Below are 24,757 nucleotides of genomic sequence, written 5' to 3'. Positions count from 1 at the left end.
ATTACAACAACAATCTACCATTTGTCTACGCAATTTCGAGGTTTTATAAAAAATTGTGATTTACTTAATTATTCGTTTTTAAAATCGCGTTCGTATTTTTCCGATGTGATCTCATACATTCGTTGCGCATCATCTTTTTTAGTTGTATCCAATAATTCCTTAACTAAGACCGTTAACGTTTTATTACCAAACTTGATGGTAATTTCATCATTAGATTTTACATCCGATGACGACTTAGCGGTTTTACCATTAATTAAAATTCGACCCTTATCCGCAATTTCTTTGGCAACGGATCGCCGTTTAATAATTCGAGATACCTTTAAAAATTTATCAATTCTCATTACTTTTTTCTCCTTTTAGTTTAATGAAACGGCTGACCAGTGGAATTGCCAACCATTCACGCACTGTAAATACGTTTAATAATTTGCAGCCGCCAAAAAAGATGGTAATCCCAATTGGCACACAAATCATGACAATCAACAACGCTTCGATTCTTGGCCAAACAATTCCGCCAACTGATAAAATACCATCGGCCACCAGGTGCACAATTGCGACCATCACCAATAAAATAATACCTAATTGACCAACTTGACGACTGGAAAACAAGTTAAGTAACTGCACGCCAGCAAGGATTGTGACCACGATTAAGATAACCGCCAAGCTGGCGATCGTCGCGTAACTTGCCCCAATAATGCCAAACCAACTAATTAATAATCGATTGCTTGCCATTTTGAAAACAAGGCCAACTAAGATCGCAACCATAATTGGCCAATACTGACTTTGGCTTTGAAGAACCATACTATCAACAAACAGGATGGCCACCAAGACAATACTGAGACAATACACACTAATTGTGAGGTTGAGCTGGCTCGATGAAAATAGGAGTCGGTTGATTTGTGGCATCAATGCGAACAAACCGGCGCTCATCGCTAGTGCCAACGCAAAGTTTGTCCGCAGACTGGCAGCCGCAATGTGTTGAAAAGTTAAATCCTGTTGGCGATGATACGCAACCGTTAAACTTGGTAAAGCCGCCGTCGTTGAGGCCGTACTCAATACCAAGCCAAGTTGAACAAGCGTCTGGGAGCGATCATAGATTCCCTTTAGATTTTGAGCTTGACCCAAAGATATTCCCAAACCCTTAAGCCCAGAAATGATCGTAAATGAATCAACTAACTGCAGTAACAGCATCACTGCCGTAACCAAGCAAATTGTGCCTCCCTCTAGGATGACTTTTTTTAGCATCCCTTGATTAACGAGATGCCGGCTGGAAGCAGGCAGCGGCTGACTTTTGAGCCACCCGGCCACGACAATGGCTGCTCCAATTCCAGCTAGTGGCGCTGACAACATGGCCAGTTCACCCATTTTGTAAGGATCAACTAAGGCGTGAATTGACCAATAAGCTGTTAGTAAGATGACACTTACCCGCACAATTTGTTCAATCACTTGTGAATAAGCTGTCGGCCGCATTTCAAAGCGCCCCTGAAAATACCCACGCCAAGTGGATAAAAACGGAATTAGCAAAAACATCCAGCTAACCGATTGAATCACGGGGGCTAATCGCTCATCAGCCATTCCCCTGGCCAAAGGTTGCGCGCCAAATTGAAGCAGCCCAAACATTCCCAAACAGATCATCAATAAGATGAGCTGAATTCGATAAACTAAGGCCACTTGATCATGGGGGTTGGCGGTATCAACCACCAATTTGGAAATAAATACTGGAAAGCCAGTCAAAGCGATCGTCATCCCCAAGCCATAAATTGGATAGATTTGTTGGTAAACGTAAAAGCCCACGTTTCCCACCATGTTTTGAAAGGGAATCCGGTACACGGCACTCAACACTTTGGCAACAAATGATGCAACCGTCAATAATAAGGTGCCCGCCATCACCTGTTTTCTTCTGGATTTATTTTTCATGGCTTTCTACCTTACCTGATCGATGGGATTGGCGGGTTTTGGCTAATTGTTTAAACAACGCAACCAGCTGCTTTAACCACTTTTTCATAGTTGGTTGAACAGTTAATTGAATGATAAACTGATCGCCTTGGGTATTAATGGTTGCCCTAAAGGTTGTCTTAGCAATTGCTTCAAGTAATTCCCTACTTTCAAATTCAGCGTTGGCGCGCTTTGAAAAGCGGATTGTGATCTTTGGCTGGTCTTGATGAATTTTTTCAACCAAGGCCTCATCTGAATACATTTTGAGTTCAGCTATGTCTAACAAATTGGCGACAGCCTCGCCATAATCACCGAAACGATCCAATAGGTCATCCTTGACTTCATTGAGTTGATCCTGATTTTCAATTTGGCGAATTCGTTTGTAAAGTTCAATTTTTTGCTGATTATCTTCAATATAATCACTTGGCAGATAAGCCTCCAAATCAAGTTCAATCGTTGTGTCGGTTTTATACTCAAAGTCCTTGCCACGCTTTTTGGCAACCGCATCTGACAGCATCTGCGTATAAAGGTCATAACCAACCGAATCAACAAACCCATGCTGCTGTTTACCAAGAAGATTGCCGGCACCTCGAATCGATAAATCACGCATGGCAATCTTGAACCCTGAACCTAACTCAGTGAAATCACGAATTGCCTCAAGTCGTTTTTCGCCAACCTCAGTCAAAACTTTATTGGGTTTGTACATAAAATAGGCATACGCCACCCGACTGCTTCGGCCAATTCGGCCTCGCAGCTGATAGAGCTGTGAAAGGCCCATCCGATCAGCGTTTTCAACAAACAACGTATTAACGTTTGGAATATCGACTCCTGTCTCAATAATCGTGGTGGTGACCAACACATCATATTCACCATTGATAAAGTCATACAAAATATCTTCCATTTGATTTTCAGACATCTGGCCGTGAATATAGCCAACCCTAGCCTGTGGCACCAAGGCACTAATTTGCTCAACGGTTCGTTCAATGTCCTCCACTCGATTATGCAGGTAAAAGACTTGACCACCTCTAGCCATCTCCCGCTCAATCGCTTCTCTAATTGTTCCGGCATTTTGTTCAATGACATACGTTTGAATTGGGTAACGGTTTGATGGCGGTGTTTCGATTACCGATAAATCACGAACGCCCATCATCGACATATTTAAAGTTCGGGGAATTGGTGTTGCGGTGAGCGTCAAGACATCAACATCTGCCCGCATCTCTTTGATTCGTTCCTTATGTTTAACGCCAAACCGTTGTTCCTCGTCAATAATCAAGAGACCTAAATCATTAAAATGAACATCCTTGGATAAGAGTCGATGGGTACCAACAACGACGTCAACCGTTCCGTTTTTTAAGCCGGCTAGGGTTTCTTTAACCTGGGCTTTGGTTTGGAAGCGGGATAAGACCCGAACGGTAATTGGATAATCGCTGAAACGATCCAACATCGTTTCGTAGTGCTGCTGAGCCAGAATCGTCGTTGGCACCAAAAACGCGACCTGTTTTCCCACTTCAATTGCTTTAAATGCCGCTCTTAGAGCCACTTCAGTCTTACCATACCCCACATCACCAACAAGCAGTCGATCCATTGGGTGCTGACGTTCCATATCACGTTTAATTTCAGTTGCTGACCGTAATTGATCGGGGGTTTCGGTATAGGGAAAGCTGGCTTCAAACTCAGCTTGCAATGAATCGTCTACCGGATAGGCGTACCCTTTTTCGGCGCTTCGTTTAGCATACAAATCAATTAAATCGTCAGCAATATCTTCAATCTTTACGGCAACTTTTCGTTTGGTCTTAGCCCATTCACTGCCGCCCAATTTGTTAATTCGTGGATGTTTATCCTCTGACGAGACGTACTTTTGAATCAAGTTTAGCTGGGTTACCGGAATAAACAACTTGGCTGAATCGCGATAAGAAATCGTCAGATAGTCTTGATGCTTGCCATCAACCGTCATCGTTTTCATACCTTCATAACGGCCGATCCCATGATTAACGTGAACAACGTAATCACCGGGTTTGAGATCCGTATAACTTTTAATCCGTTCCGCGTTGTTAAACGTTGTTTGCCGCGGCCGCTTTTTGACGACCGTTCCAAACATCTCTTTTTCTGTAATCACTACCAAATTCGCAACTGGCAGTTCAAAACCGTTCTCCAAGTTCCCAGAAATCAACTGCACCTTATGCGCTAGTAAATGGTCAGCATCGGTTTGGACTACCGGGATTTCAAAATCTGTTAATGTTTGAGCAACCTTTTGCAGACGCTTGGCCTCTTGAACCATGATAATGACGGTTGTATTTTGTTTTTGCCACCGTTTAATTTCCGTTCTGAGCATCGGCATCTGTGAAAAGAACTGCTGCATGGGCCGAACCGTGATATCTTCAATGGTATCTAGTCGCATCCGGCCAAGCCCCTTTTGGAAAAGCGATAAAATTAAACTGGCGTGTTGGTTTTTTTTGAATACCTGCTTAAAATCATTGGTATAGCTTGTTTTCTTTAAAACTTCAAAATGCATTATTTTATCAAGCAGCCACTCATCATCATCGCTACTTAATTGACGAACTGCATCCGTGATTCTCGAATAATCATCAAATATCACAATGCCGTTTTCTGCCAAGTAATCCAACAAAGAATAGTGTTGATCATAAATCATGTCAGCAAATAAAAGCAGCCGCGGATCCCGCAATCCGTTTTGGAGATCCATGATTTGTGGCGCCAAGTTATCCGCTAACTTTTTCGCTTGTTTTTCCGTTAAGCTTGCCTGTTCGGCTGTTAAGCGCTTTTGCAGCTGATTCACTACTTGGTTTCGTTGATCTTCATCCATTAACAAATCAGTGGCAGGCAAAATATCAATCTGATCAATTGTTTTAATGCTTCGTTGATTGGAAACATCAAATATCCGCATGGAGTCAACCTCAGTATCAAAAAAGTCAATTCGAACTGGATCTTGGCTATTCAGTGGGAAAACATCTAAAATCGATCCCCGAATGGCAAAATCTCCTGGAGCGGCCACCAATTTTTGAAAAACGTATCCCATCTGGTGAAGCTTTAGTTTAATCTTTTCAAGATCATATTCAGCGTCCATCCGAATCGTCAAATTAGCTTTTTTAAACTGTTCGGGTGCCGGGACAAGTCGCCGAACGCCAGAAACCGACGTGACAACGACGGCCGGCTTACCACTAGCTAATTGGTTAAGTGCCAAGACTCGCTGGGATTTGTACTCCGGCGAACTGGTGGCTAACTCAGCGGCACCCATTTCCTCAACTGGAAACTCAAACAACTGATGATCTTCAATCACATTTGCCAAGTCGTTGACTAATTGGTCTGCGTGAAATAAAGTGTCAACCACCACGACAACTGGCCGCTCAGTTGAATGCAATAAATTCTGAATTAAAAGTGTCCTGGCCGAGCCGCCCATTCCCGTTACTAGTTGGCGGCTCTTAGGGGTTAGTTTGGAAATAAGTTGGGCATATTGAGGAATGTCCGTAAGTAATTGATCTAAACGCAAGTCACTCGTCCTTTCATTAGTTGTATCGATTTTCAAGCTCCGAAATTGAAAGGCCATCTACCCAGTCATCTAAAGCATTTACGGAATGATCAGCCGCCAATTTAAAGCCAGGAAGCTGATCCTTGGTAAATTTACCGAGGACGTAATTAACCACACTCTTAGTCTTATCTGGGTGACCAGTACCAACCCGCACCCTCGTAAAGTTTTCGGTTCCTAATTGGTAAATAATACTTTTAATTCCGTTATGGCCGCCGGCAGATCCCTTGTCTTTAACGCGAATTTTGCCAATGGGTAAATCCATGTCATCATGAACGATCGCGATATTCTCAACTGGAATGTCAAAGTAATCCATCAGTGGCTTAACCGCAATTCCTGAGTCATTCATGAAAGTCGTAGGTTCAACAACCAACACCTTCTCGCCGTTAATAAACCCTGTGCCAAACTTTGCATTCATCTTTCGCGTTTTAATGTTAATGTCGTGACTTTGTGCAAACTGTTCAACGACCATAAAACCTGTGTTATGCCTTGTTTGGTCATACTGGGGGCCAATATTTCCTAATCCGACGATCATTTTCATTTCAATTTCCTCACATTTCTTCCAACACAAAAGGCTGAACTTCTTCCGTTCAGCTGTTGTCAGATTTGACTTAACGTCCAAATTATATCATATTCACGACCACAAATGATAAGAAGCTGTTTTCTGAAAAAAGCTTCCTAATCCCCCAAAAAGGGCTGAACGAATAATCGTTTGCATGGTATACTTTGAGAGTAGGAAAATATAATTTTTGGAGATGATTTGTTTGGCTCAAAACCGTCAAAAGGTTGCTTTAATTGGTGATGGCGCTGTTGGTTCATCATATGCGTTTGCCATGATGCAACAAGGACTTGCTGAAGACTTTGTAATCGTTGATGTGATTAAGGAACGCACGGAAGGTGACGCACTTGACTTGGAAGATGCTCAAGTGTTCACTGCCCCCAAAAATATCTATTCAGGTGATTATAAGGACTGTGCTGACGCTGACTTAGCCGTTATTACTGCTGGTGCGCCACAAAAACCAGGTGAGAGCCGGTTAGATCTTGTTAACAAAAACTTGAAGATCATGCAATCCATTATCAAACCTTTAGTGGCTTCAGGCTTTAAAGGCGTTCTGTTAGTTGCTGCCAACCCAGTGGATATTCTCACCTATGCTGCTCAAAAATTCTCTGGCTTCCCAAAGAGTCGCGTATTTGGTAGTGGGACTTCATTGGATACAACCAGGCTCCAAGTTGCTTTATCCAAGAAATTAAAAGTTAGCCCACAATCAATTGATGCTTACATTATGGGCGAGCACGGTGATTCAGAATTTGCAGCTTATTCTGCAGCCCGGGTTGGCGGTGAATCATTCCTTGCTGCCGCTAAACGAGCTGGCTTGTCAACTGATGACTTAACCAAAATTGAAGACGATGTTCGCAAGAAAGCTTATGAAATCATCAACAGAAAGGGTGCCACTTTCTATGGTGTCGCCACTGCTTTGATGCGCATTTCAAAAGCTGTCTTACACGACGAAAACGCCATTTTACCAGTTGGTGCACCAGTTGATGGTGAGTATGGTTTGCACGACTTATACATTGGTTCACCCGCTGTTATTAACGGCGCTGGTATCGACCGAGTTATTGAAGTGCCATTAAATGATGACGAAAAGTCCAAGATGCAGGCTTCTGCTAAAACTTTGAAAGAAACCCTTGAAAATGGAATGGCTAATTTGCAAAAATAATTAGTTTGAGCCGTTTAAGCGATCAAAACGAATGCATATTCGCTTTGATCGTTTTTTTATGACCTTGTTGGTTAAGTATGGAACAAGGGCGTTCATTATCGTCTGCCACTACCATTCAGTTCGTGATTACTGCTGGCTAAATTCTAGAATTGATGCACTTATTACTGTTGGTTCTCTAATTTATTTAAATATTAATGAGAGTAACCATACTTTTCCAAATGACCATATGGTATAGTGAAGGTATTAAGGCTTACTTTGGAGGAATTAATATGCTATTAAAAACACTGGTGAAACCAAAAGAGCGTCTAGTAACCGTCAAAGAGGACGCCACTTTAGAAGACGCCCTTAAAACACTTGAAGATTCTGGTTATCGCTGTGTCCCAATTCTTGACGAAACTGGAACGATTTTTCGTGGCAACATTTACAAAATGCACATTTATCGTCATAAATCTCGCGGCGGCGACATGTCATTGCCAGTCACGACCCTGTTAAAAAATGCGACTAAATTTGTAAATGTAAATTCGGCCTTTTTCCAAGTCTTCTTCTCAATTAAGGACCTCCCATATATTGCCGTTTTAGATGACCGAAATAACTTTTATGGGATCTTAACCCATACGCGTCTTTTAGACATGCTTTCTCAATCCTGGAATGTCAATATTGGCAGTTATGTGTTGACCGTTGTTTCGAGTGGCGAACGGGGCGATCTTGAAGAAATCGCTAAAATCATTACTAAGTATACCAATATTGCCAGCGTTATTTCTTTAGATGCCCAAGAAGGCGAACTCGTCCACCGAATCATGTTTACCCTCCCGGCTGAAGTTGATCAGGATCGCTTAAATCGGATTATTGCTGCCCTAGAACGAAAAGAGTTCCGAGTGCCAGAAGTTGAAAACCTCAAAGAAGAAAATAAGTAAGTTTGCCGTGGCAATTCATAAATCCTTTATGATCGCAGCAATGCGTATTGAATTTATCAAATACAATTGGTTCTTGACTGAACGCCAAAGCGATAACTGCTCTATATCCTCAGTCGCTAATTTCAGCCACCAGCCCAAAAAGACCAGCCATCAAGATTACGATGGTTGGTCTTTTTGTTGCTGGCGGCTGATTTAAAACACCTCAGCCCCATTGTTTATATGCTAATTGTGGAAGCACGCTTTACTAAAGTAACCATTGCTTAAATGAAGCTGATCACCTTTGAAAGCTTATCGGATTATGTATCGATCTCTCACTAATTTTTACTGATTCCTAAACTGATTTTGATTGCTTTATCAACTTTATTCATTATCGCCTTATCGAGATGAGTGACTTTGTCTTTTAACCGTTGCTTGTCAATTGTTCTGATTTGCTCTAGTAAAATAACCGAATCACGCTCAATACCATTACCAGCAGAAATCCCAACATGAGTCGGCATCTTGGGCTTTGAAATTCTTGCAGTAATTGCTGCAATAATGACAGTTGGGCTATAATGATTACCAATATCATTTTGGATAATCAAAACCGGTCGCATGCCACCTTGTTCGGAACCAACCACAGGTGAAAGATCGGCGTAAAAAATGTCTCCACGCTTAAATGTAACGTCAGTCACCCTCACACCTCCCATCGTCACTAAGATCTAATGGAAATTTCGCAATCCTTGACGATACTGAGTCAGATGAACATCAGCGTCCTCTTCACAACAAGAAAAATCATGACTAATTTGTCGATTCAAACTGGCCATTTCACGATAGCCTTTCATTAACCCATCAATCACTTGTGGATCATCAAAAAAGTAATTAATTGCAACTTCAACTGCTGCGCTCTCAGATACACCGACCGTTGAACAAAACTGCTCTAAACGGCTCGCAATCTTATCATTAATCATAACTGAAAAATGCCTTTGGTTAGTTGCCTTATCCATCGTAATTTCCCCTATATTCCAGATTACTTCATTTTACAATAATACCATGGAACGCCTGGAAATGCAGTACCCTTATTCATATTTCCTTCTTAATCGGTTACTAAAGCCACAAACAACCTCATAATTAATCGTCCCCAAATATTTTGCCAAATCATCCGCAGTAATTTCTTGATCTTTAGATTTGCCTAAGATCGTTACTGGGGTCCCATACGGATAGGCCTTTGGCAGTTTAATCATGAATTGATCCATGCAAACCCGGCCAACGATTGGGCATTTTTTCCCATCAACTAACACTGAGAATCCTTGCAGCTTCCGCGAAATCCCATCCGCATAACCAAGTGGTACAGTTCCAATCCATTCATCCTCACTTGTCGTATAAGTGGCACCATAACTAATGGATTTACCTTTCGCAACGAGTTTAACGTAAATTAAACTGGCAACCACTGACATGGCCGGATGCAGCTCATAAGGTAAGTCCGGAATTTCGGTCCCCGACGGATTAAGACCATAGGTGCCAATTCCAAATCGGATCATGTTTCCCCCACAAACTTGATGCCACAAGCTAGTTGCCGAATTGGCAACATGAACATATCGCGGCCGTTTATCAATCACCGCCATCAATTTATTAAAATTATCATATTGATAATTAAAATAATCTGTATCCGGACTATCCGCGGTCGCAAAGTGGGTAAAAATGCCTTCAAAATTAATTACCTGGCCAAATTGGCCCAAAACCTGGACCGCCGTTTTCAACTCGTCAGGGGTTTGAAAACCGATTCGTCCCATGCCAGTATCCAAAGCTAAATGAACGTTTAATTTTAGACCACTGGGAACTTGGTTCAAAAAATCAGCGGCAATTTTTAACCAGTCCGTTGAACTAACTGTCAGCGAAATCTGATTGTCCCGCGCAATTGTCGCAAATTGCGGATCGGTAATCCCTAAGACTAATATTGGCTCAGTAAAACCAGCCTGCCTAAGCTCTAATGCTTCATCGATTAACGCTACACAAAAACCATCCGCACCGGCTTTTTCAGCCACTTTGGCCACTTGAATCGCACCATGGCCATAACCGTCTGCCTTGACAACAACAAATAAATCAGTTCCGGCTTCCAAGTGATTTTTTGTATTAATCAAATTATCATAGATCGCTTGTTGATTGATAATCACTTTGGCGTTTCGTAATTTTCCAACTGCCATCATTTTAGCCCCTGTTCTCTAATATCACTTCAGTTACAACCGTTTCGTCGGTATGGGAAATCGAAACAAACGCATTCCCATCAAACGGATGATTATAAACAACCGGTTTTCCATCCTGATTATTGATAATCGTCAAATCCTGAAACCTCACTTTTTTCCCTAAGCCGGAACCATACGCTTTAGAATACGATTCTTTAGCGGAAAAGCGCCCGGCAATATATTCAAACCGCCTCTTTTCAGAAAGTTGACTTAATTGTGAAATTTCATCGGGCGTTAAAACCCGATTGATAAAGTGTTGATTCTTGTTAACCGCAGCTCTAATTCTTGAAATATCAGTAATATCGATTCCAATTCCGGCAATCATTTAACAACCTCATTAATTATAAAAGTTACTTTTAATCATACCACAAAACCGCACGACCAGTTGCAATCGTTGAATCTACTACTTGGTGACAAATGCTCGACATCCACTTAATCTGACAAATATGCTCACATGGCATCACCAATAGGCTTGGTATCCCAGGATAAGTGCTAAAACAATCGCAAAGCCGCCAACGGCAAGCTTAATGAGCTTAGACGGAATATAGCGGACAATCACCGGTCCCAAATAACCACCAGCAAATAAACCAATTAACAGTGGTACGATAACCGCCCAATCAATTGAAATTGTTGAAATAAACATCGCAGCCGCCACGATATTATTCGTAAATGATGCAAAATTCCGCATTGCATTGTAAATGGCATAATCTTCATTCACAATCTTTGAAAGAACCGCAATCATCAATAACCCCGAAGCTGCCCCAAAATAACCGTTGTAAATTCCAACCAGGAAAATAGCTACCCAACTCATCCCGGTTGCTAGTTGCGTATGGCGTTTTCTGGCAGCCTTGGGCTTGGGGATTAAAATCATAATGCCCGCCAACATAATAAAGATGGGGACAACTTTTTTAAACCCACCATTTGAGCTGTGAATGAGGATCAAAGCCCCTATGACGCCGCCCAGTGTATTTAAAACCGCAATTTGAATTGCTTGACGCCAATGATGACTCAATTCATTTAGGGACGCCGACACAGTTCCAACCCCTGCCCCAACTTGCGCGACCGTAATTGTGGCATTGGCGATAACTGGCGCCACCCCCACAGAAAGTAAAACCGGATATAGCGTCAAAGAAGCCATCCCGACGATCCCGGTTAAAACTCCCGCCAATAAACTCATCAGCACCAAATAAATGATTGAAAGCATTTTTATCCCTTTCTCATCACCGGCACTGTTGTTTTTGGTTACGCCTGCACATACCAATATTTGCCTTTATTCTAACATTTTTCCAGTATCGTTTGAATCAGATTATTTACTTGGACGACGATTTAACCTATCGGGCTTAACTCGAGGATGGTTAGCCATTTATCAACAGACAACAAAGGACTGACAAAAACGACATTTGCCAGCCCTCGATTCATTCACGGTTAACGTGATTTTAGCTTTTAAGAATTTTTAATTGTGAAACGGTGCTTATTATTGTTATTAGAACGTTTGTTAGTCTTACCGCTTCGGTTACGATCTCGACTACCACTGCCATGACCACGACCATGAGAAGAATTTCGATCGTTGTTACGACGGTTTCTAGAACCATTCCAATGGCCGCCACCCCGGCGATTATTGGAATGACCACCATGACCGTGATGACGTGATAATGGGCGTTCCGGTGTAATCTTAACCTTAACGTTATCTCGAGTCACATCATTCAACAATGCCGCAACCAAATCAGTTGCTTCGTACTCATCAAGCAACTTATCAGCCATCTTTTCGTACTTATCGGTATTGGTCTTCTTAATTAAATCGGCAATATCTGATTCTGCAGAGTTCAATTGACCAACAAAAGCTTCTTGGACGGTTGGTGGCTTCAAAGGCAACATCCGCACTTTGGTTAGCTTTTCAATTTCTCGAAGATATTCCATTTCGTTTGGCGTTGCAAAAGTGATTGAAACACCATGCTTTCCGGCACGGCCCGTTCGGCCAACTCGATGGACATAACTATCAGGGTCTTGGGGAATATCGTAATTATAAACGTGGGTAACCCCAGAAATATCAATCCCTCGAGCTGCCACATCGGTTGCGACCAAGATATCAATTTTGCCAACTTTAAATTCCTGCATAATCTGGGACCGACGAGCTTGGGTCAAGTCACCGTGAAGGCCAGCTGCCTTGTATCCTCGTGCTTCAAGCCCTTTAGAAACTTCGTCTACCCGCCGCTTCGTCCGGCAAAAGACAATCGTCACTTCAGGATCTTGAACGTCAAAGAAGCGCGTCATTGTATCAAACTTCTCATATTCCTTAACCCGAACATAGTATTGATCGATTAAGTCAGTTGTCAGTTCCTTGGCCTTAATCGTCACTTGATGAGGATCTTTCATAAACTGAACCCCCGCCCGTTTGATCTGGGCCGGCATCGTTGCTGAAAAAAGTAACGTTTGTCGTTGCTTTGGGGTTTGTTTGATAATATCTTCAATATCATCAAGAAATCCCATATTCAACATTTCATCTGCTTCATCTAAAACTAAGGTCTTAACATGCTCTAACTTTAAGGTCCGACGTCTGATATGATCGAGAATTCGACCAGGCGTTCCAACCACAATCTGTGGATGACCCTTTAATGCGTTGATTTGTCGGCGAATATCAGCTCCGCCATATACAACTTGAACTCGGGCTTTTTCATCCTTACCCAGTCGATAAATTTCCTCTTGGGTTTGAATCGCCAGCTCTCTAGTTGGTGAAATAATAAGTGCCTGAACATTTGGGTTGTCGAAATCAATCTTTTGTAAGATTGGCAGACCAAATGCGGCCGTCTTTCCTGTTCCAGTCTGGGCTTGACCAATCACATCTTCACCCTTTAAAACCATTGGGATAGTCTCTGCTTGGATGGGTGTTGCTTCTTCAAAGCCACTATTGGAAATAGCTGTTAGCAGGCGGTCTGATAATCCTAGTTCACTAAACTTCAAATATGTTTCCTCCTAAATAAATACAGTGAGCGGAGCAAAGCGGTTTGAAATCGGAATACAAGCCTTTCCAACAACCAAATCCAAACTGCGAATTAATTGTGAAGCTTGCTTGTATGAAGATTTTTGCTTTGCGCAGCTGTCCTAATTCTGAAATAATCAAGGTGCCGCTGATAACTAGAGAAAAATCCGTTTCCCAGGCTGCGTTATCAACTTGACCATCAATCATTTATTACAAAATAACTTTTTAAGTCTACACCGTTTAATTACAATACGCAAGGAAAACGGGTAAATGACCCACTTTAATCCGTACCAGCAGCCACTAATTTGGCAACCACATTCTCTAAGTGCAACCCGTGGCTGGCTTTTAACATCACTTCATCGCCAGCCTTTAATTGTCCTGCCAAATCGGTGCTTAACTGATCAAGTTCATTGGCTGCATAGTGATGCAAATTTTCAGGCGCAAATACTGGCTTCAATCGATCGTATAGTGCCCGCATATCTTCACCAACCAAATAAACCTGTGAAATTTGGCTTGGGTCAATGCTGGCAGCCAGAGAAGCATGCATTTGCTTTGACTGGTCACCTAATTCGAGCATATCCCCCAAAACGACGATTCGGCGGCCATCCGTTGGCGTTTCTTGAAAGGCAGCTAAGACTTCTTTGGCAGCCGTTGGATTGGAATTATAAACGTCACTTAAAATTTTTTCGCCATTTTTACCAACTAACCATTCAGTTCGGTTCTTAGTCAAATCAAATTGGGTTAACCTTTTTTCAATTAAGGATGGATGAATTCGAAATACTTGGCCAACCGCAATGGCTGCCAACGCATTATTAACATTGTAGTCCCCCATTAAGGGTATCTTGAAGTCCATTTCAGGCCAAAGGTTAACTTTAAATGACGTCACATATTGACTATCGTGGGTTTCGGTTGCATAAATGTCATTAGTTGATTTTCTGCCAAAAGTTGTTTTAGCCATGGTTAAATTCTTAGCCCGCTCAACGAGTAACGGTTCATCACCATCATAGATAAATAAGCCATCTTCCTTAAGGCCATGCGTAATTTCCATCTTGGCATCGGCAATTTTGCCACGCGTGCCAAAGAATTCAATGTGGGCCTCACCAATCATCGTCACGATCGCAACGTCCGGCTGAACCAATTTGGATAAGAAATCAAGCTGTCCCGGGCGATCCATCCCCATTTCAACCACCAAGAACTCGGTATTTGGCTCCATTTGTAAAATGGTGTAGGGCACGCCGATTTCGTTATTAAAGTTGTCATAGGTTTTGGTAACGTGAAACGTACTGGCAAGAATTGCTGCAATCATGTCCTTGGTCGTTGTCTTGCCATTACTGCCGGTCACAGCAATCACTCGCGGATTAATCTTAGTCAAGTAATATCGACTCAATTGCTGGAAGGCAGCTAATGGATCATCAACGACGAGGGCTGGGATTGCAAGCGGCAGGCGATCAACCTTGTCACTTGCCCATAGGGTTGCCTTGGCGCCATTTTTGATTGCCGACTCAATAAAGTCATGACCATCGTGTTCGCCGGCCAACGGAATAAACAGCTGCCCTTCCTTTAGCTTACGGCTGTCAAAGCATACGCCACTAGTCTCTTCTTTTAATGATTTTTCTGAAATACCATCTGTTTTGGCATTGATTGCAGAAGCAATTTCGCCAATTGTCATTTTCATTATTTAAACGCTCCAGTTTTAATTGTTACTCCTAATTATAGCAAAAAATCAAACAGCTAAACACTTGCTGTTTGATCCTGCCATTCGAGCTGCCACGTAGAATTCTGCAAATTATAGCTTAAATCCCCGGCGTAATTCGTATTTTCAATAATGGTTTGGGTTCTTAAAATAATCGAAACCCGATCTGGATCCTTTAAAATCCTGAGGGGAATATGATAGGTTCGATTTCGCTCCCTCAACGACCCAAATAAGATAAAAAGCCCATCGTTAGCCTTAGTGATGAGTTGAATTAAAATTGAGTTGTCAATATTTTTAATTGCCAAAGGCCGCAGGAAAACTCGCAATGTGTTGTGCGTTTCTCGCAAGTTTCGTTTAATGGCAATTTCTAAAACGTGGTTAAAATCAGAAAACCGTCGGTAATATGATCGAATCGTGCCATCATCTTGAGTCAAATAAATGTAGTGGTTCAATAACTTGGAAGAAAACGGCCGACCCATTGGCGTTCCAAAGTGAGCTAAGTATAACAACTCTGCAATTTCGTATGGGGACAAGTTATTCACACTGTCTTCATCATCAAAATCAATAAACTTCTTTGAGGCAGTTGGATTCTTAAGTAAGTATTGGCGAATCTCTGAGGACCCAAAAATTAAATTAAACTTTGAATGCGAATTGTAACCATTCGCATCTTGTTCATCATTATTCAACAGAATAATATTGCCCGGTAATTGGTCGAGCCCGTTAATAAAATCCGCAGCAGTAATCCCCGACGATAAGATCATATTGGAAATTGGATTTGTATTTATAAAAATGAAATTGCCCTTCATTGTGTCATTACTCCATCATTATTTCTAATTTTATTGTACTACCCTTTCAAGCCATTGTCTGTAAATAGCTTTCAAAAATGATTATGTTTGCCCTTTTGGTCAATAGTTGGTAACATAATTGTTAACACAATAATTGGTTACGAGGTTAAAATCATGACTAACGTTTTATTTGTTTGTCTAGGAAATATTTGTCGATCACCAATGGCCGAGGCAATGTTTCGCACGATGGTTAAAAATGAAGGCTTACAAACACAAATTCAAGTGGATTCTGCCGGCATCAGTAGCGAAGAACAGGGCAATCCCCCTCACCCAGGTGCCCAAGCTGTATTAGAAAAACACGGGATTGATTTTTCGGGAATTGTTTCTCGACCAATCACTCCAAAAGACTTTGGGTGGGCCGATCTCATCATTGGTATGGATAGTCAAAATATCCATTATTTGAAGCAACTATCACCAGAAGCGGATAAGAAAAAAATCCACCTTTGCTTAGATATCATTCCAACACAGATGGGGCAAGATATTCCCGATCCATGGTATGACCACAAATTTGGCAGGACTTATTCCCAATTATCAGAGTCATTGCCTAAGTGGTTGGATTACATTAAGACAAACTTTCTTTAATTGTTGGCGGGCCTCAATAGGGCTCGTTTTAATTTTGCCGTTGCCTGACTCAAGCGATAACGATCAACCAGTTTCCCCCGAATCATTAAGCGACCAGCACCTGTTGCGTCACACGTAATTAATGTCAAAATAGGCTTTTTGGTTTGCTTAATAACGTCCACTCTGGTTGCTGCAATAAAGGTTCGTCGATAGACTCGATAGTGATAAATGGTTTTCATATCCGTCAAATAAACGTTGTCGCCAACCTTGGTTTTAAAATACAGCGGACCAAATAAGACATGTCGGTTAACCATGTGATGGCCGGAAAGTGGATAGTTGCCCTTACCCATTTTCTGATCTGCTCGCATGGTCCCCGCCGCTAGCGCCAGCGTTTGGTTAGCGACGCCAAGGCCAATTGGCAAGTGGATGGCCGCTTTTGGAACCAGGATTTCCCCAACTACTTCCAACTGTTGGGTATTCATGCGGGCGCGCATCGCGGTTTCAAAATCAAGTGATTTCACCTTTTTAAAATTATAGCTTACGTTCTTTGAATGGCGGGTGGTCTGCTTTTTTTGCCTCATTTGAGACTCTTCGACCATTTTCCGAGTCACTTTAGGTTGGTAAGATTTAATCACTTCATTTTTGATTTGCCGATTAAAAATAAGGGCGAGTGCAAATAAAATCAGTAAAACAAATAACGTGTTGACCATGATCCGTTTAACTATTTTTTTCATCCCAACCTCCGTTAAACCTGATTTGACTAAATTCTTGATAGGAGCGATAAACCTTTGAGTGATAATCAACTAGCCCCAAACTCTTGGCAGCGAAACCTAAAAGTCCTCTGGTTTGGTACTTTTATGGCCAGCATTGGTTTTAGTGAAGTGATGCCTTTTTTATCACTTTATGTTGATTCAATGGGAACTTTTAACCGCGGCCAGTTAAGCCTATATAGCGGCTTGGCGTTTGCTGCCAGCTATTTTGTAACGGCTTTAGCCTCACCACTTTGGGGCAAGATGGCTGATCGAACCGGTCGAAAGTTAATGCTGAACAGAGCGTCACTCGGCATGGCGATTGTCTTTATCTTAATGGGCTTGGCAATGAACGTTTGGCAGCTGATCGCACTCAGGCTCTTGCAGGGAGTTTTCTCCGGTTATATCAGTAACGCCAATGCTTTGATTGCCACTCAAGTCCCCAAACGCCGTAGTGGCCAAGCGCTAGGAATGTTGGTAACCGGCAACGTTTCTGGAGCGTTATTTGGCCCCTTATTAGGTGGGACCTTAGCATCGCTTTTTAGCTATCGGATGACGTTTTTTATTACCGGCTTTTTGTTCATCCTCGTCTTCTTGGTAACCGCCATTTTTGTCAAAGAAGATTTCCAGCCGACAGCCAAAGCCAAAATGCTCAATACTAAAGGGGTTATCGGCGAACTTGCCAACGCCAAATTAGTTTTTTGGCTGTTTACCACAACCATGATCATTCAAGCCGCTAACAACTCAATTGTCCCAATTTTATCATTATACGTTCGCCAAATCATGAATAACAGCCCCGCAACGACATTTTATAGTGGCATCGTCGCTGCGGTTCCCGGTATTGCGACATTATTTGCTGCGCCATTATTGGGGCGGGTTGGTGATAGGATTGGCACTGATCGCATTTTAATCATTGGTTTTATCTTAGCGATCGCCGTTTATATCCCAATGGCCTTTGTCACTAACGTTTGGCAGCTGATTGCGTTACGTTTTGTGATTGGTGTTGCCAATGCATCAATGTTGCCCGCCGTTCAAACAATTCTCGCCAAGAATACCCCACCGCAAGTAACTGGCAGGGTTTTTAGCTGGAATCAATCCTTTCAAGCAATGGGTAACGTCGCCGGGCCAATGATTGGGTCGTTTGTATCGTCAGCGTTTGATTACGCAGGTGTTTTTATTTCAACCGCACTATTGGTCGTCATTAATCTAACACTGGTGTACCACAGCACTCAGTCGATGAGAAACGCCCGTCGACAGTGAGGGGTCAATTTCATCATCCAAATCCTTTTTCAAGCCTCTTAAATTAGGCTGCCAACAAAATTTCCTAATCTTTTTCAATTCAAAGAAAAAGCAGGCCACAAATTGTGACCTGCTTAAAGTTAACCTTAGTTGTTTGTAAGGCCGTATTTTTTGTTGAAACGATCCACAGCACCATCGGCTTGCGTAAACTTTTGCTTACCAGTGTAAAATGGATGAGAATCAGATGAAATTTCAACCCGGATTAATGGGTATGTCTTACCATCGTCCATCTTGATGGTTTCATCAGAAGTCTTAGTTGATCCTGAGATAAACTTAAAACCAGTGGATGAATCTTGAAATACAACTTGTTGATATGCTGGATGAATTCCTTTTTTCATTATCTATCGCTCCTTTGCCCTGAGCCAATCGGATGACCCAGAGATTATCGATTAGTCAACCTTGTTAGTTTAACATAAATTAATACAGCATTCAATACAAATTCGATTAAACCTTTTCCTCAACTTCCAGCTTCACGTCTGCCCCGATCGCTGTTAATTTATCCACAATACTCCCGTAACCCCGCAGAATATACTCAGCGTGAGAAATCTCAGTTGTGCCACTGGCCATTAACCCAGCAATCACCAGTGAAGCCCCCGCGCGAATTTCGCCCGCATCTACCTTGGCTCCGGTTAAGCTTGGCGAATGATCAACGACGATAATGCCTTCGTCAGTATCCTCTGACTTAATTCGACCACCCAGCTTATTCAACTGGGGAATATGCTTAATTCGCTGAGGATAAATGGTATCAATAATAATACTGCGGCCATGCGCCTTAAATAATAGCGGCGTAACGGGCTGCTGTAAGTCAGTGGCAAATCCCGGAAACGGCATCACTTTTATCTGAATTGGTTTTAAATCATGAGAGGGGCCGACATAGATACTGTCTTCATAGACCGTTAGATCACAGCCCATTTCTTCCAACTTGGCAACAAATGCCTCTAAATGTTCTGGAATAATGTTCGTGATTAAAACACCGTCTCCAACTGCTGCGGCCATTGAAAGATATGTACCAGCTTCAATTCGATCCGGAATAATCGTATGCGTATTTCGCGCCTGTAGCGTGGGCACCCCTTCGATTCGAATCACATCAGTGCCGGCACCACGAATGTTTGCACCCATATTATTCAAAAACGTCGCAATATCAATAATTTCTGGTTCCTTGGCGGCGTTACCAATCACCGTTGTCCCAGGCGCTTTAACGGACGCCAAAATTGTATTGATTGTTGCCCCAACGGAAACAACATCTAAAAAGATTTGCGCACCGTGTAATCCATTTGGTCCCGTCTTAATGGTGACTGTGCCATCATGATCACTCACTTCGGCACCTAATGCTTTAAATGCCTTGATATGTTGGTCAATTGGTCGCGGGCCAATATTATCGCCGCCAGGAAAGCTGACCGTTGCCCGTTGAAATCTGCCTAGTAAGGCTCCCATAAAGTAGTAGGAAGCTCGCAAACTCTTGATCGCCTTGCTTGGAAGGGGCGCTTCAACAATATTGGTTGGGTCAATTGTTAACACATCCCCTTTGAATTGCGACGATACATTCATCGATTTTAAAATCAACATTAAGTTGTGAACATCCAAAATGTCCGGAACCGAATCAAACCTCACTGGGGTGTCCGCTAAAATTGCGGCCGGAATTAGGGCAACGGTACTATTCTTGGCACCGCCGATGGACACCTCACCTGAAAGGCGATTCCCGCCATTTATGATTAATTTAGTCATCAAACTTTCCTCACTTCTACAATCGAACATTTTTAACGCTAAAAGATATATTAAAGAAAAAAATTGCAAATTACAATACCCTTACTTGAATTATACAATTTGTAACGGGAAAAACAATGGAAGAGTCTGATGACCAAAGGGATTGTCCAAACGGAAACTGATCGCTATTTAACACAATTAGTTTCCGTTTACAACAGCCGCTGAGTCAAAAGGCAGGTCAACATTTTTGGCATCAGGTTCATTTGGGATCAAAAAAAATGAAGCAGGCGTCAAAACGTCTACTCCATTCTTTAAATAATCTATTTGAAAGGTTGCTTTTCAATTTAACTGGGCAAAACGCCCATTAATTACTTATTCTTATCAAGATAAGCATCGTTAGCAGCTGCAACAAAATCTTTAAATAAGCCTTCTGGTCGATTAGGACGGGAAATAAATTCTGGGTGGTATTGTGACCCCACGAAGAATCGATTAGCCGGAATTTCAACAACTTCAACCAAGTGATTATCAGGTGATGTTCCGGAGATAACCATGCCGTTTTGTTCCATGGCATCGCGATAAGCATTGTTAAATTCATAACGGTGACGATGACGTTCTGAGATCACGTCAGCACCATCGTAAGCCTTCGCCGCAACGGTGCCCGGTTTCAATTTGCATGGATAAGCACCCAAGCGTTGAGTACCGCCCATGTCATGAACGTCTTCTTGATCAGCCATCAGGTCAATGACATTATGCTTGGTCCGTGGGTTCATTTCGGTCGAGTTGGCATCTTGATAGCCGAGAACGTCACGGGCAAATTCCACACAAGCCATCTGCATCCCCAAGCAAACGCCCAAATAAGGCACGTCGTTTTCTCGAGCATACCGAATGGCCGTAATCATGCCCTCAATTCCCCGATCACCAAAACCACCTGGCACAATAATCCCATCGGCCGGTGCCAGTAATTCGTTAACATTGTCGTCATTGATCTTCTCTGAGTCAAGCATTTCAAGGTCAATATCAGCATCAACTTTGTAACCGGCATGTTTTAAGGCTTCAGCAACCGAAATGTACGCATCGTGGAGGCCAACATATTTACCAACCAATGTAATGTGGATGGTTCGCTTCAGATGTTGAACGTGTTGTTCGAGTTCACGCCATTCAGCCATATCGGCCGCTGGTTTCTCAATCCCGAAATGATCCAAAATTTGTTGATCCATCCCCTGCTTTTGCAAGTTAAGCGGAATCGTGTACAGCGTTGGCACATCTAACGATTCTACAACAGCTTGTGGTTTGACATCACAGAACAGCGAAATCTTTTTTCGCATTGAATCAGTAATTGGCTTTTCAGAACGTACGACTAACAAATTAGGCTGAATTCCCAAACTCCGCAACTCTTTGACACTGTGTTGGGTAGGCTTAGTCTTCATTTCACCTGCAGCCCGCAAATATGGAATCAGCGTGGTATGGATATAAAAGACGTTTTCGTCGCCAACTTCCGTCTTCATTTGCCGAATGGCTTCCAAAAATGGTAATGATTCAATATCACCAACGGTGCCACCAATTTCTGTGATCACAATTTCTGCGTCGGAAACTTTGGCAGCCCGCATGATTTTCTCTTTGATCATTCCCGTAATGTGAGGAATCACTTGAACGGTTGCCCCTAAATAATCACCGTGACGCTCTTTTCTCAAAACTTCATCGTAGATTTTTCCCGTTGTCACGTTGGAATACTTATTCAGGTTATTATCAATAAATCGTTCATAATGGCCAAGATCAAGATCAGTTTCGGTTCCGTCATCGGTAACGAAAACTTCCCCGTGTTGATACGGGTTCATTGTGCCGGGGTCGACGTTAATGTATGGATCAAATTTTTGAATGGTGACATTTAATCCTCGATTTTTTAACAGTCGCCCTAATGAAGCTGCCACAATCCCTTTACCCAAGGAAGAAACAACGCCACCAGTTACAAATATATATTTGGTCATTATATAATCCTCTCCTCTTAATAGTTAGCTGGGGAATTCACAAATAAAAAAATCCCTATCCAAAACTGAATAGGGAACAATTTAATCATCGTTCAGATGTCCTTGAAAACTTCAAGGAGCCCAAAAAACATGATACATACATTTTAAATATTAGTCAAGAATTAATGATCATCTTTTGAATTGTAATCATCGTCGTCATCAGAATCATCATCAAATGAGTCATCGTCATCATCGTTTAATTCATTCAGTTGGCCTTCAATGCCATCTGGCAAATCTTCGTCATCCGGATCGTCAGTTCCGTCGTCGATATCTTGAAGATCCTTGTTATATTTACCTAAATCTTCACTAGCGGCATCATCGTCATCGTCAGAAGCATCGTCATCTTCGACAAAATCGTCATCGTCTTGATCTTCTGGATCATCATCATCATAGTCGATCACGTCGTCATCATCAGAAGCATCGGCCAAAAAGGCGTTAACCTTTCGCCGCTTCTTTCGCTTCGGGCGATCCTCATCTTCTTCAGCGTGGACAGTTGCTTCATCAATTGATTCATATGGGTACCATGTTCGTAGTCCCCAAAGATTGTCACCAAGTGAAATAAAGCTACCATCAACGTTGAGATCCGTATAGAATTGTGATAAACGATCCCGAATCTCCTTATTACTATCACCCAAATAGGCTTGAACCGCATTGGCCAAGTCGGCAAATGGCATTGTGTCACCACGTTTTGCTAAAATTGCGTGAGCGACTTCAATCATCGATAGTTCGTTTTTGTTTTGGCCTTTAAAGACTTCTAATTCCAAACTGGTACACGTCCTTTCAACAGTCTAACAACAGTCTAAAAATTACTATACTCGATTAAATTGTAAATTGCAATCGAATATTATACTTGCCTAATAATTCACTACCAGCGTACAACAAATAATCGATGCCTACCTTGCCTCGTAACGGTTGATTGAGGATTTCCATATCTAGTGCCGAAGTCACCGTTTGGATGTCTAAGAGCCCATATGGTGTCCGATAACGGGCGGCAATCCGCTTGCCCTGACTAAAGAACAGCTGCAGGCGATTCGTTGCCGAACGAGTCAGTTTAATATCCCCATTTTCCATTAACTTAATGGTGACTGGCACAGGCCCCTCATCAGCATCTTCAGTATACCGAATGTAAATACTAGTGCCGACTTGAACTAATTGGCCAGCCACATCAAACACATAATTTGATGTTTCCCCACTTTGAACAATGTTGGTTTCCAAATGAATTTGAACTGGAACGCCAGTTGCCAAGTTATCCATAATGCACCTTCTTTTTATTCTACTTGCTTAACTAATACATTATATAACCGAACGGATCATTTCGCACATAATTGAGCCATCGGCAATTATGTGATTTTGGATTAACCAGATCTTATCCTATTTTACTAACGGTTTCTGTTATAATTATAACAGTTATCATCTTTTAAGACAGCTGCGCAAAGCAATCCTTAGTGCCGCTACGTCGCCGACAAAATTTTAGCCTCGGAATTTTCATTGAGGTGAATCCAGATTGTGACGACTCAAAAACACTAGGCCTAATGGCTAACCACTTTGCGCCGCTCACTTGAAATGGGGGGAATTACATTGGGGCTTTCAAACGTCGCCATTACAGCCATTAATAAAGTCTACTCTCAACCGCAAAAATTGCTTTCTTTTGCTGACACCAATGCCTTATTAGCGCTTTGTGATCGACTACAGCGTCCATTTGTCCACTTTTGGACGACTGAAGTGCCAACGCTGATTTTAGGGATTAACGACCGCCACTTACCAAATTTATCAGCGGCTCTTGCAAGTCTCAAATATCATCAATTCGATTACTTTTTAAGAAATTCTGGCGGCTTAGCAGTCATTAGCGACCCGAAAGTTTTAAACATTTCATTATTTATGCCGCTAAAGCGCACCCCCTATTCTGTGGATGAGGCTTATGCTTATATTGCCCAATTAATTCGCAGTTGCTTTGATACCCTCACCATTGATACCTATGAGATTGTCCATTCATATTGTCCAGGAAAGTTTGACCTCAGCGTCAACGGCCAAAAAATTGCCGGCATTGCCCAGCGGCGGACCGAAAACGCCGTGGTACTCATGTTATACATGAGTGTTGGTGGTAACCAAGATGACCGCAGCCAAACGGTCATCGATTTTTATCAGGCTGGTGAAGCCCAGTCACAGCACCACTGGCAGTTTCCGGTCGTCGATCCGGCAACCATGACAACCTTGCAACAATTGGGGATGCCAACGATCACCAACGACGACGTCCGGCAAAGATTTATCACCAGCTTGCTTGATACGGGAGATGCTGTTGATTTATCAACCGCCCCTGAGTTTCTAAGATCAGAGCAGTTTGTCCAAGAACAAGCCAAACAGCTCACCAAAATTCAATTACGCAATCAGCAGCTACCGGTTGTTTAGGATATTACACAGGATTGGGGGCATTTAGCGCTGCTTGTTTTTAGGACAGCTATGCCAGGCAGAAAGCTACACATAAGCACCTTGAACAAAAATTCCAAGCCCGGGAATTTCCCGCCAAGGAGCCTTACACTCCGATTTCTAACCGCTTTGCTCCGCTCACTTTACTTAGGACAGC

At 42.3% G+C, this 24,757-nt stretch carries 23 protein-coding genes; 5 read left to right on the top strand and 18 right to left on the bottom strand.

Features of this window, described 5'->3' with window-relative positions:
- Window positions 1-68: 68 nt before the first annotated feature.
- The 4 genes from YK48G_RS02880 to pth are packed head-to-tail and all read right to left on the bottom strand — an operon-like array spanning window position 69 to window position 6,014.
- Window positions 69-341: an RNA-binding S4 domain-containing protein gene (locus YK48G_RS02880; protein WP_203629211.1), complete on the bottom strand. Its 273-nt coding sequence runs from the start codon at window positions 339-341 to the stop codon at window positions 69-71.
- A complete protein-coding gene (locus YK48G_RS02875) occupies window positions 331-1,914 on the bottom strand; it encodes a putative polysaccharide biosynthesis protein (RefSeq protein ID WP_203629210.1) in 1,584 nt (527 codons plus the stop codon). Before YK48G_RS02875 ends, YK48G_RS02880 begins: the two co-directional genes overlap by 11 nt.
- On the bottom strand, window positions 1,904-5,437 hold the full coding sequence (gene mfd, locus YK48G_RS02870) for a transcription-repair coupling factor (RefSeq protein ID WP_232365255.1): 3,534 nt from the start codon (window positions 5,435-5,437) through the stop codon (window positions 1,904-1,906). Before mfd ends, YK48G_RS02875 begins: the two co-directional genes overlap by 11 nt.
- A 16-nt stretch (window positions 5,438-5,453) precedes the next feature.
- Window positions 5,454-6,014, bottom strand: coding sequence for an aminoacyl-tRNA hydrolase (gene pth / locus YK48G_RS02865; RefSeq protein ID WP_203629208.1), 561 nt, complete (start codon window positions 6,012-6,014; stop codon window positions 5,454-5,456).
- 214 nt (window positions 6,015-6,228) lie between these two features.
- On the opposite strand from pth, the gene YK48G_RS02860 reads away from it, so the two are divergent.
- Window positions 6,229-7,191, top strand: a complete 963-nt coding sequence (locus YK48G_RS02860; RefSeq protein ID WP_203629220.1) for an L-lactate dehydrogenase — start codon at window positions 6,229-6,231, stop codon at window positions 7,189-7,191.
- A gap of 269 nt (window positions 7,192-7,460) precedes the next feature.
- Window positions 7,461-8,105 carry a cyclic di-AMP binding protein CbpA gene (gene cbpA, locus YK48G_RS02855; protein WP_203629207.1) on the top strand — a complete coding sequence of 215 codons (645 nt, stop codon included), beginning with the start codon at window positions 7,461-7,463 and terminating at the stop codon, window positions 8,103-8,105.
- A gap of 314 nt (window positions 8,106-8,419) precedes the next feature.
- On the opposite strand, the gene YK48G_RS02850 is transcribed toward cbpA, so the two are convergent.
- The 8 genes from YK48G_RS02850 to YK48G_RS02815 all read right to left on the bottom strand — a co-directional run bounded on the left by YK48G_RS02850 (window position 8,420) and on the right by YK48G_RS02815 (window position 15,800).
- Window positions 8,420-8,791: a type II toxin-antitoxin system PemK/MazF family toxin gene (locus YK48G_RS02850; RefSeq protein ID WP_203629219.1), complete on the bottom strand. Its 372-nt coding sequence runs from the start codon at window positions 8,789-8,791 to the stop codon at window positions 8,420-8,422.
- Between the two features lie 12 nt (window positions 8,792-8,803).
- Entirely contained in the window at window positions 8,804-9,088 is a 285-nt protein-coding gene (locus tag YK48G_RS02845) for an antitoxin (protein WP_203629206.1), read from the bottom strand.
- A gap of 72 nt (window positions 9,089-9,160) precedes the next feature.
- A complete protein-coding gene (gene alr, locus YK48G_RS02840; RefSeq protein WP_308440160.1) occupies window positions 9,161-10,285 on the bottom strand; it encodes an alanine racemase in 1,125 nt (374 codons plus the stop codon).
- Window positions 10,286-10,289: 4 nt separating this feature from the next.
- The gene (acpS, locus tag YK48G_RS02835; RefSeq protein ID WP_203629204.1) at window positions 10,290-10,649 is read right to left on the bottom strand and encodes a holo-ACP synthase; all 360 of its coding nucleotides are present in this window, start codon (window positions 10,647-10,649) and stop codon (window positions 10,290-10,292) included.
- A gap of 135 nt (window positions 10,650-10,784) precedes the next feature.
- The gene (locus YK48G_RS02830; protein ID WP_203629203.1) at window positions 10,785-11,528 is read right to left on the bottom strand and encodes a sulfite exporter TauE/SafE family protein; all 744 of its coding nucleotides are present in this window, start codon (window positions 11,526-11,528) and stop codon (window positions 10,785-10,787) included.
- A 239-nt stretch (window positions 11,529-11,767) separates the two neighbouring features.
- On the bottom strand, window positions 11,768-13,282 hold the full coding sequence (gene cshA, locus YK48G_RS02825; protein ID WP_203629202.1) for a degradosome RNA helicase CshA: 1,515 nt from the start codon (window positions 13,280-13,282) through the stop codon (window positions 11,768-11,770).
- A 299-nt stretch (window positions 13,283-13,581) separates the two neighbouring features.
- Complete coding sequence (locus YK48G_RS02820; RefSeq protein WP_203629201.1) at window positions 13,582-14,976, bottom strand: UDP-N-acetylmuramoyl-tripeptide--D-alanyl-D-alanine ligase; 1,395 nt, start codon at window positions 14,974-14,976, stop codon at window positions 13,582-13,584.
- A 56-nt stretch (window positions 14,977-15,032) separates the two neighbouring features.
- Entirely contained in the window at window positions 15,033-15,800 is a 768-nt protein-coding gene (locus YK48G_RS02815; RefSeq protein ID WP_203629200.1) for a hypothetical protein, read from the bottom strand.
- A gap of 153 nt (window positions 15,801-15,953) precedes the next feature.
- Here YK48G_RS02815 and YK48G_RS02810 point away from each other — a divergent pair, with 153 nt between their 5' ends.
- On the top strand, window positions 15,954-16,421 hold the full coding sequence (locus tag YK48G_RS02810; protein ID WP_203629199.1) for a low molecular weight protein-tyrosine-phosphatase: 468 nt from the start codon (window positions 15,954-15,956) through the stop codon (window positions 16,419-16,421).
- Here YK48G_RS02810 and YK48G_RS02805 read toward each other — a convergent pair.
- Window positions 16,418-17,134: a class A sortase gene (locus YK48G_RS02805; RefSeq protein ID WP_203629198.1), complete on the bottom strand. Its 717-nt coding sequence runs from the start codon at window positions 17,132-17,134 to the stop codon at window positions 16,418-16,420. The two genes, YK48G_RS02810 and YK48G_RS02805, sit on opposite strands and share 4 nt — an antisense overlap.
- Window positions 17,135-17,188: 54 nt before the next feature.
- Here YK48G_RS02805 and YK48G_RS02800 point away from each other — a divergent pair, with 54 nt between their 5' ends.
- Window positions 17,189-18,409: a multidrug efflux MFS transporter gene (locus YK48G_RS02800; RefSeq protein ID WP_203629197.1), complete on the top strand. Its 1,221-nt coding sequence runs from the start codon at window positions 17,189-17,191 to the stop codon at window positions 18,407-18,409.
- Between the two features lie 125 nt (window positions 18,410-18,534).
- Here the strand turns inward: YK48G_RS02800 and YK48G_RS02795 are convergent, their stop codons facing one another.
- From YK48G_RS02795 to YK48G_RS02775, 5 genes are all read right to left on the bottom strand, one after another.
- Window positions 18,535-18,786 (bottom strand): type B 50S ribosomal protein L31, encoded by a 252-nt coding sequence (locus tag YK48G_RS02795; RefSeq protein ID WP_203629196.1) that lies wholly within the window; start codon window positions 18,784-18,786, stop codon window positions 18,535-18,537.
- A 106-nt stretch (window positions 18,787-18,892) separates the two neighbouring features.
- Window positions 18,893-20,173 carry a UDP-N-acetylglucosamine 1-carboxyvinyltransferase gene (gene murA / locus YK48G_RS02790; RefSeq protein WP_203629195.1) on the bottom strand — a complete coding sequence of 427 codons (1,281 nt, stop codon included), beginning with the start codon at window positions 20,171-20,173 and terminating at the stop codon, window positions 18,893-18,895.
- A 347-nt stretch (window positions 20,174-20,520) separates the two neighbouring features.
- Complete coding sequence (gene pyrG, locus YK48G_RS02785) at window positions 20,521-22,137, bottom strand: CTP synthase (protein WP_203629194.1); 1,617 nt, start codon at window positions 22,135-22,137, stop codon at window positions 20,521-20,523.
- A gap of 161 nt (window positions 22,138-22,298) precedes the next feature.
- Entirely contained in the window at window positions 22,299-22,940 is a 642-nt protein-coding gene (gene rpoE, locus YK48G_RS02780; RefSeq protein ID WP_203629193.1) for a DNA-directed RNA polymerase subunit delta, read from the bottom strand.
- A gap of 55 nt (window positions 22,941-22,995) precedes the next feature.
- Entirely contained in the window at window positions 22,996-23,430 is a 435-nt protein-coding gene (locus tag YK48G_RS02775; protein WP_203629192.1) for a YwiB family protein, read from the bottom strand.
- Window positions 23,431-23,754: 324 nt separating this feature from the next.
- Here YK48G_RS02775 and YK48G_RS02770 point away from each other — a divergent pair, with 324 nt between their 5' ends.
- The gene (locus YK48G_RS02770; protein WP_203629191.1) at window positions 23,755-24,582 is read left to right on the top strand and encodes a lipoate--protein ligase family protein; all 828 of its coding nucleotides are present in this window, start codon (window positions 23,755-23,757) and stop codon (window positions 24,580-24,582) included.
- Window positions 24,583-24,757: the final 175 nt, after the last annotated feature.

The organism is Lentilactobacillus fungorum (genome assembly GCF_016860605.1).
GTDB classification, from domain to species: Bacteria; Bacillota; Bacilli; order Lactobacillales; family Lactobacillaceae; genus Lentilactobacillus; species Lentilactobacillus fungorum.
The sequence above is the reverse complement of the archived record's forward strand: the minus strand, read 5'-3'. Positions and strand labels throughout refer to the sequence as shown.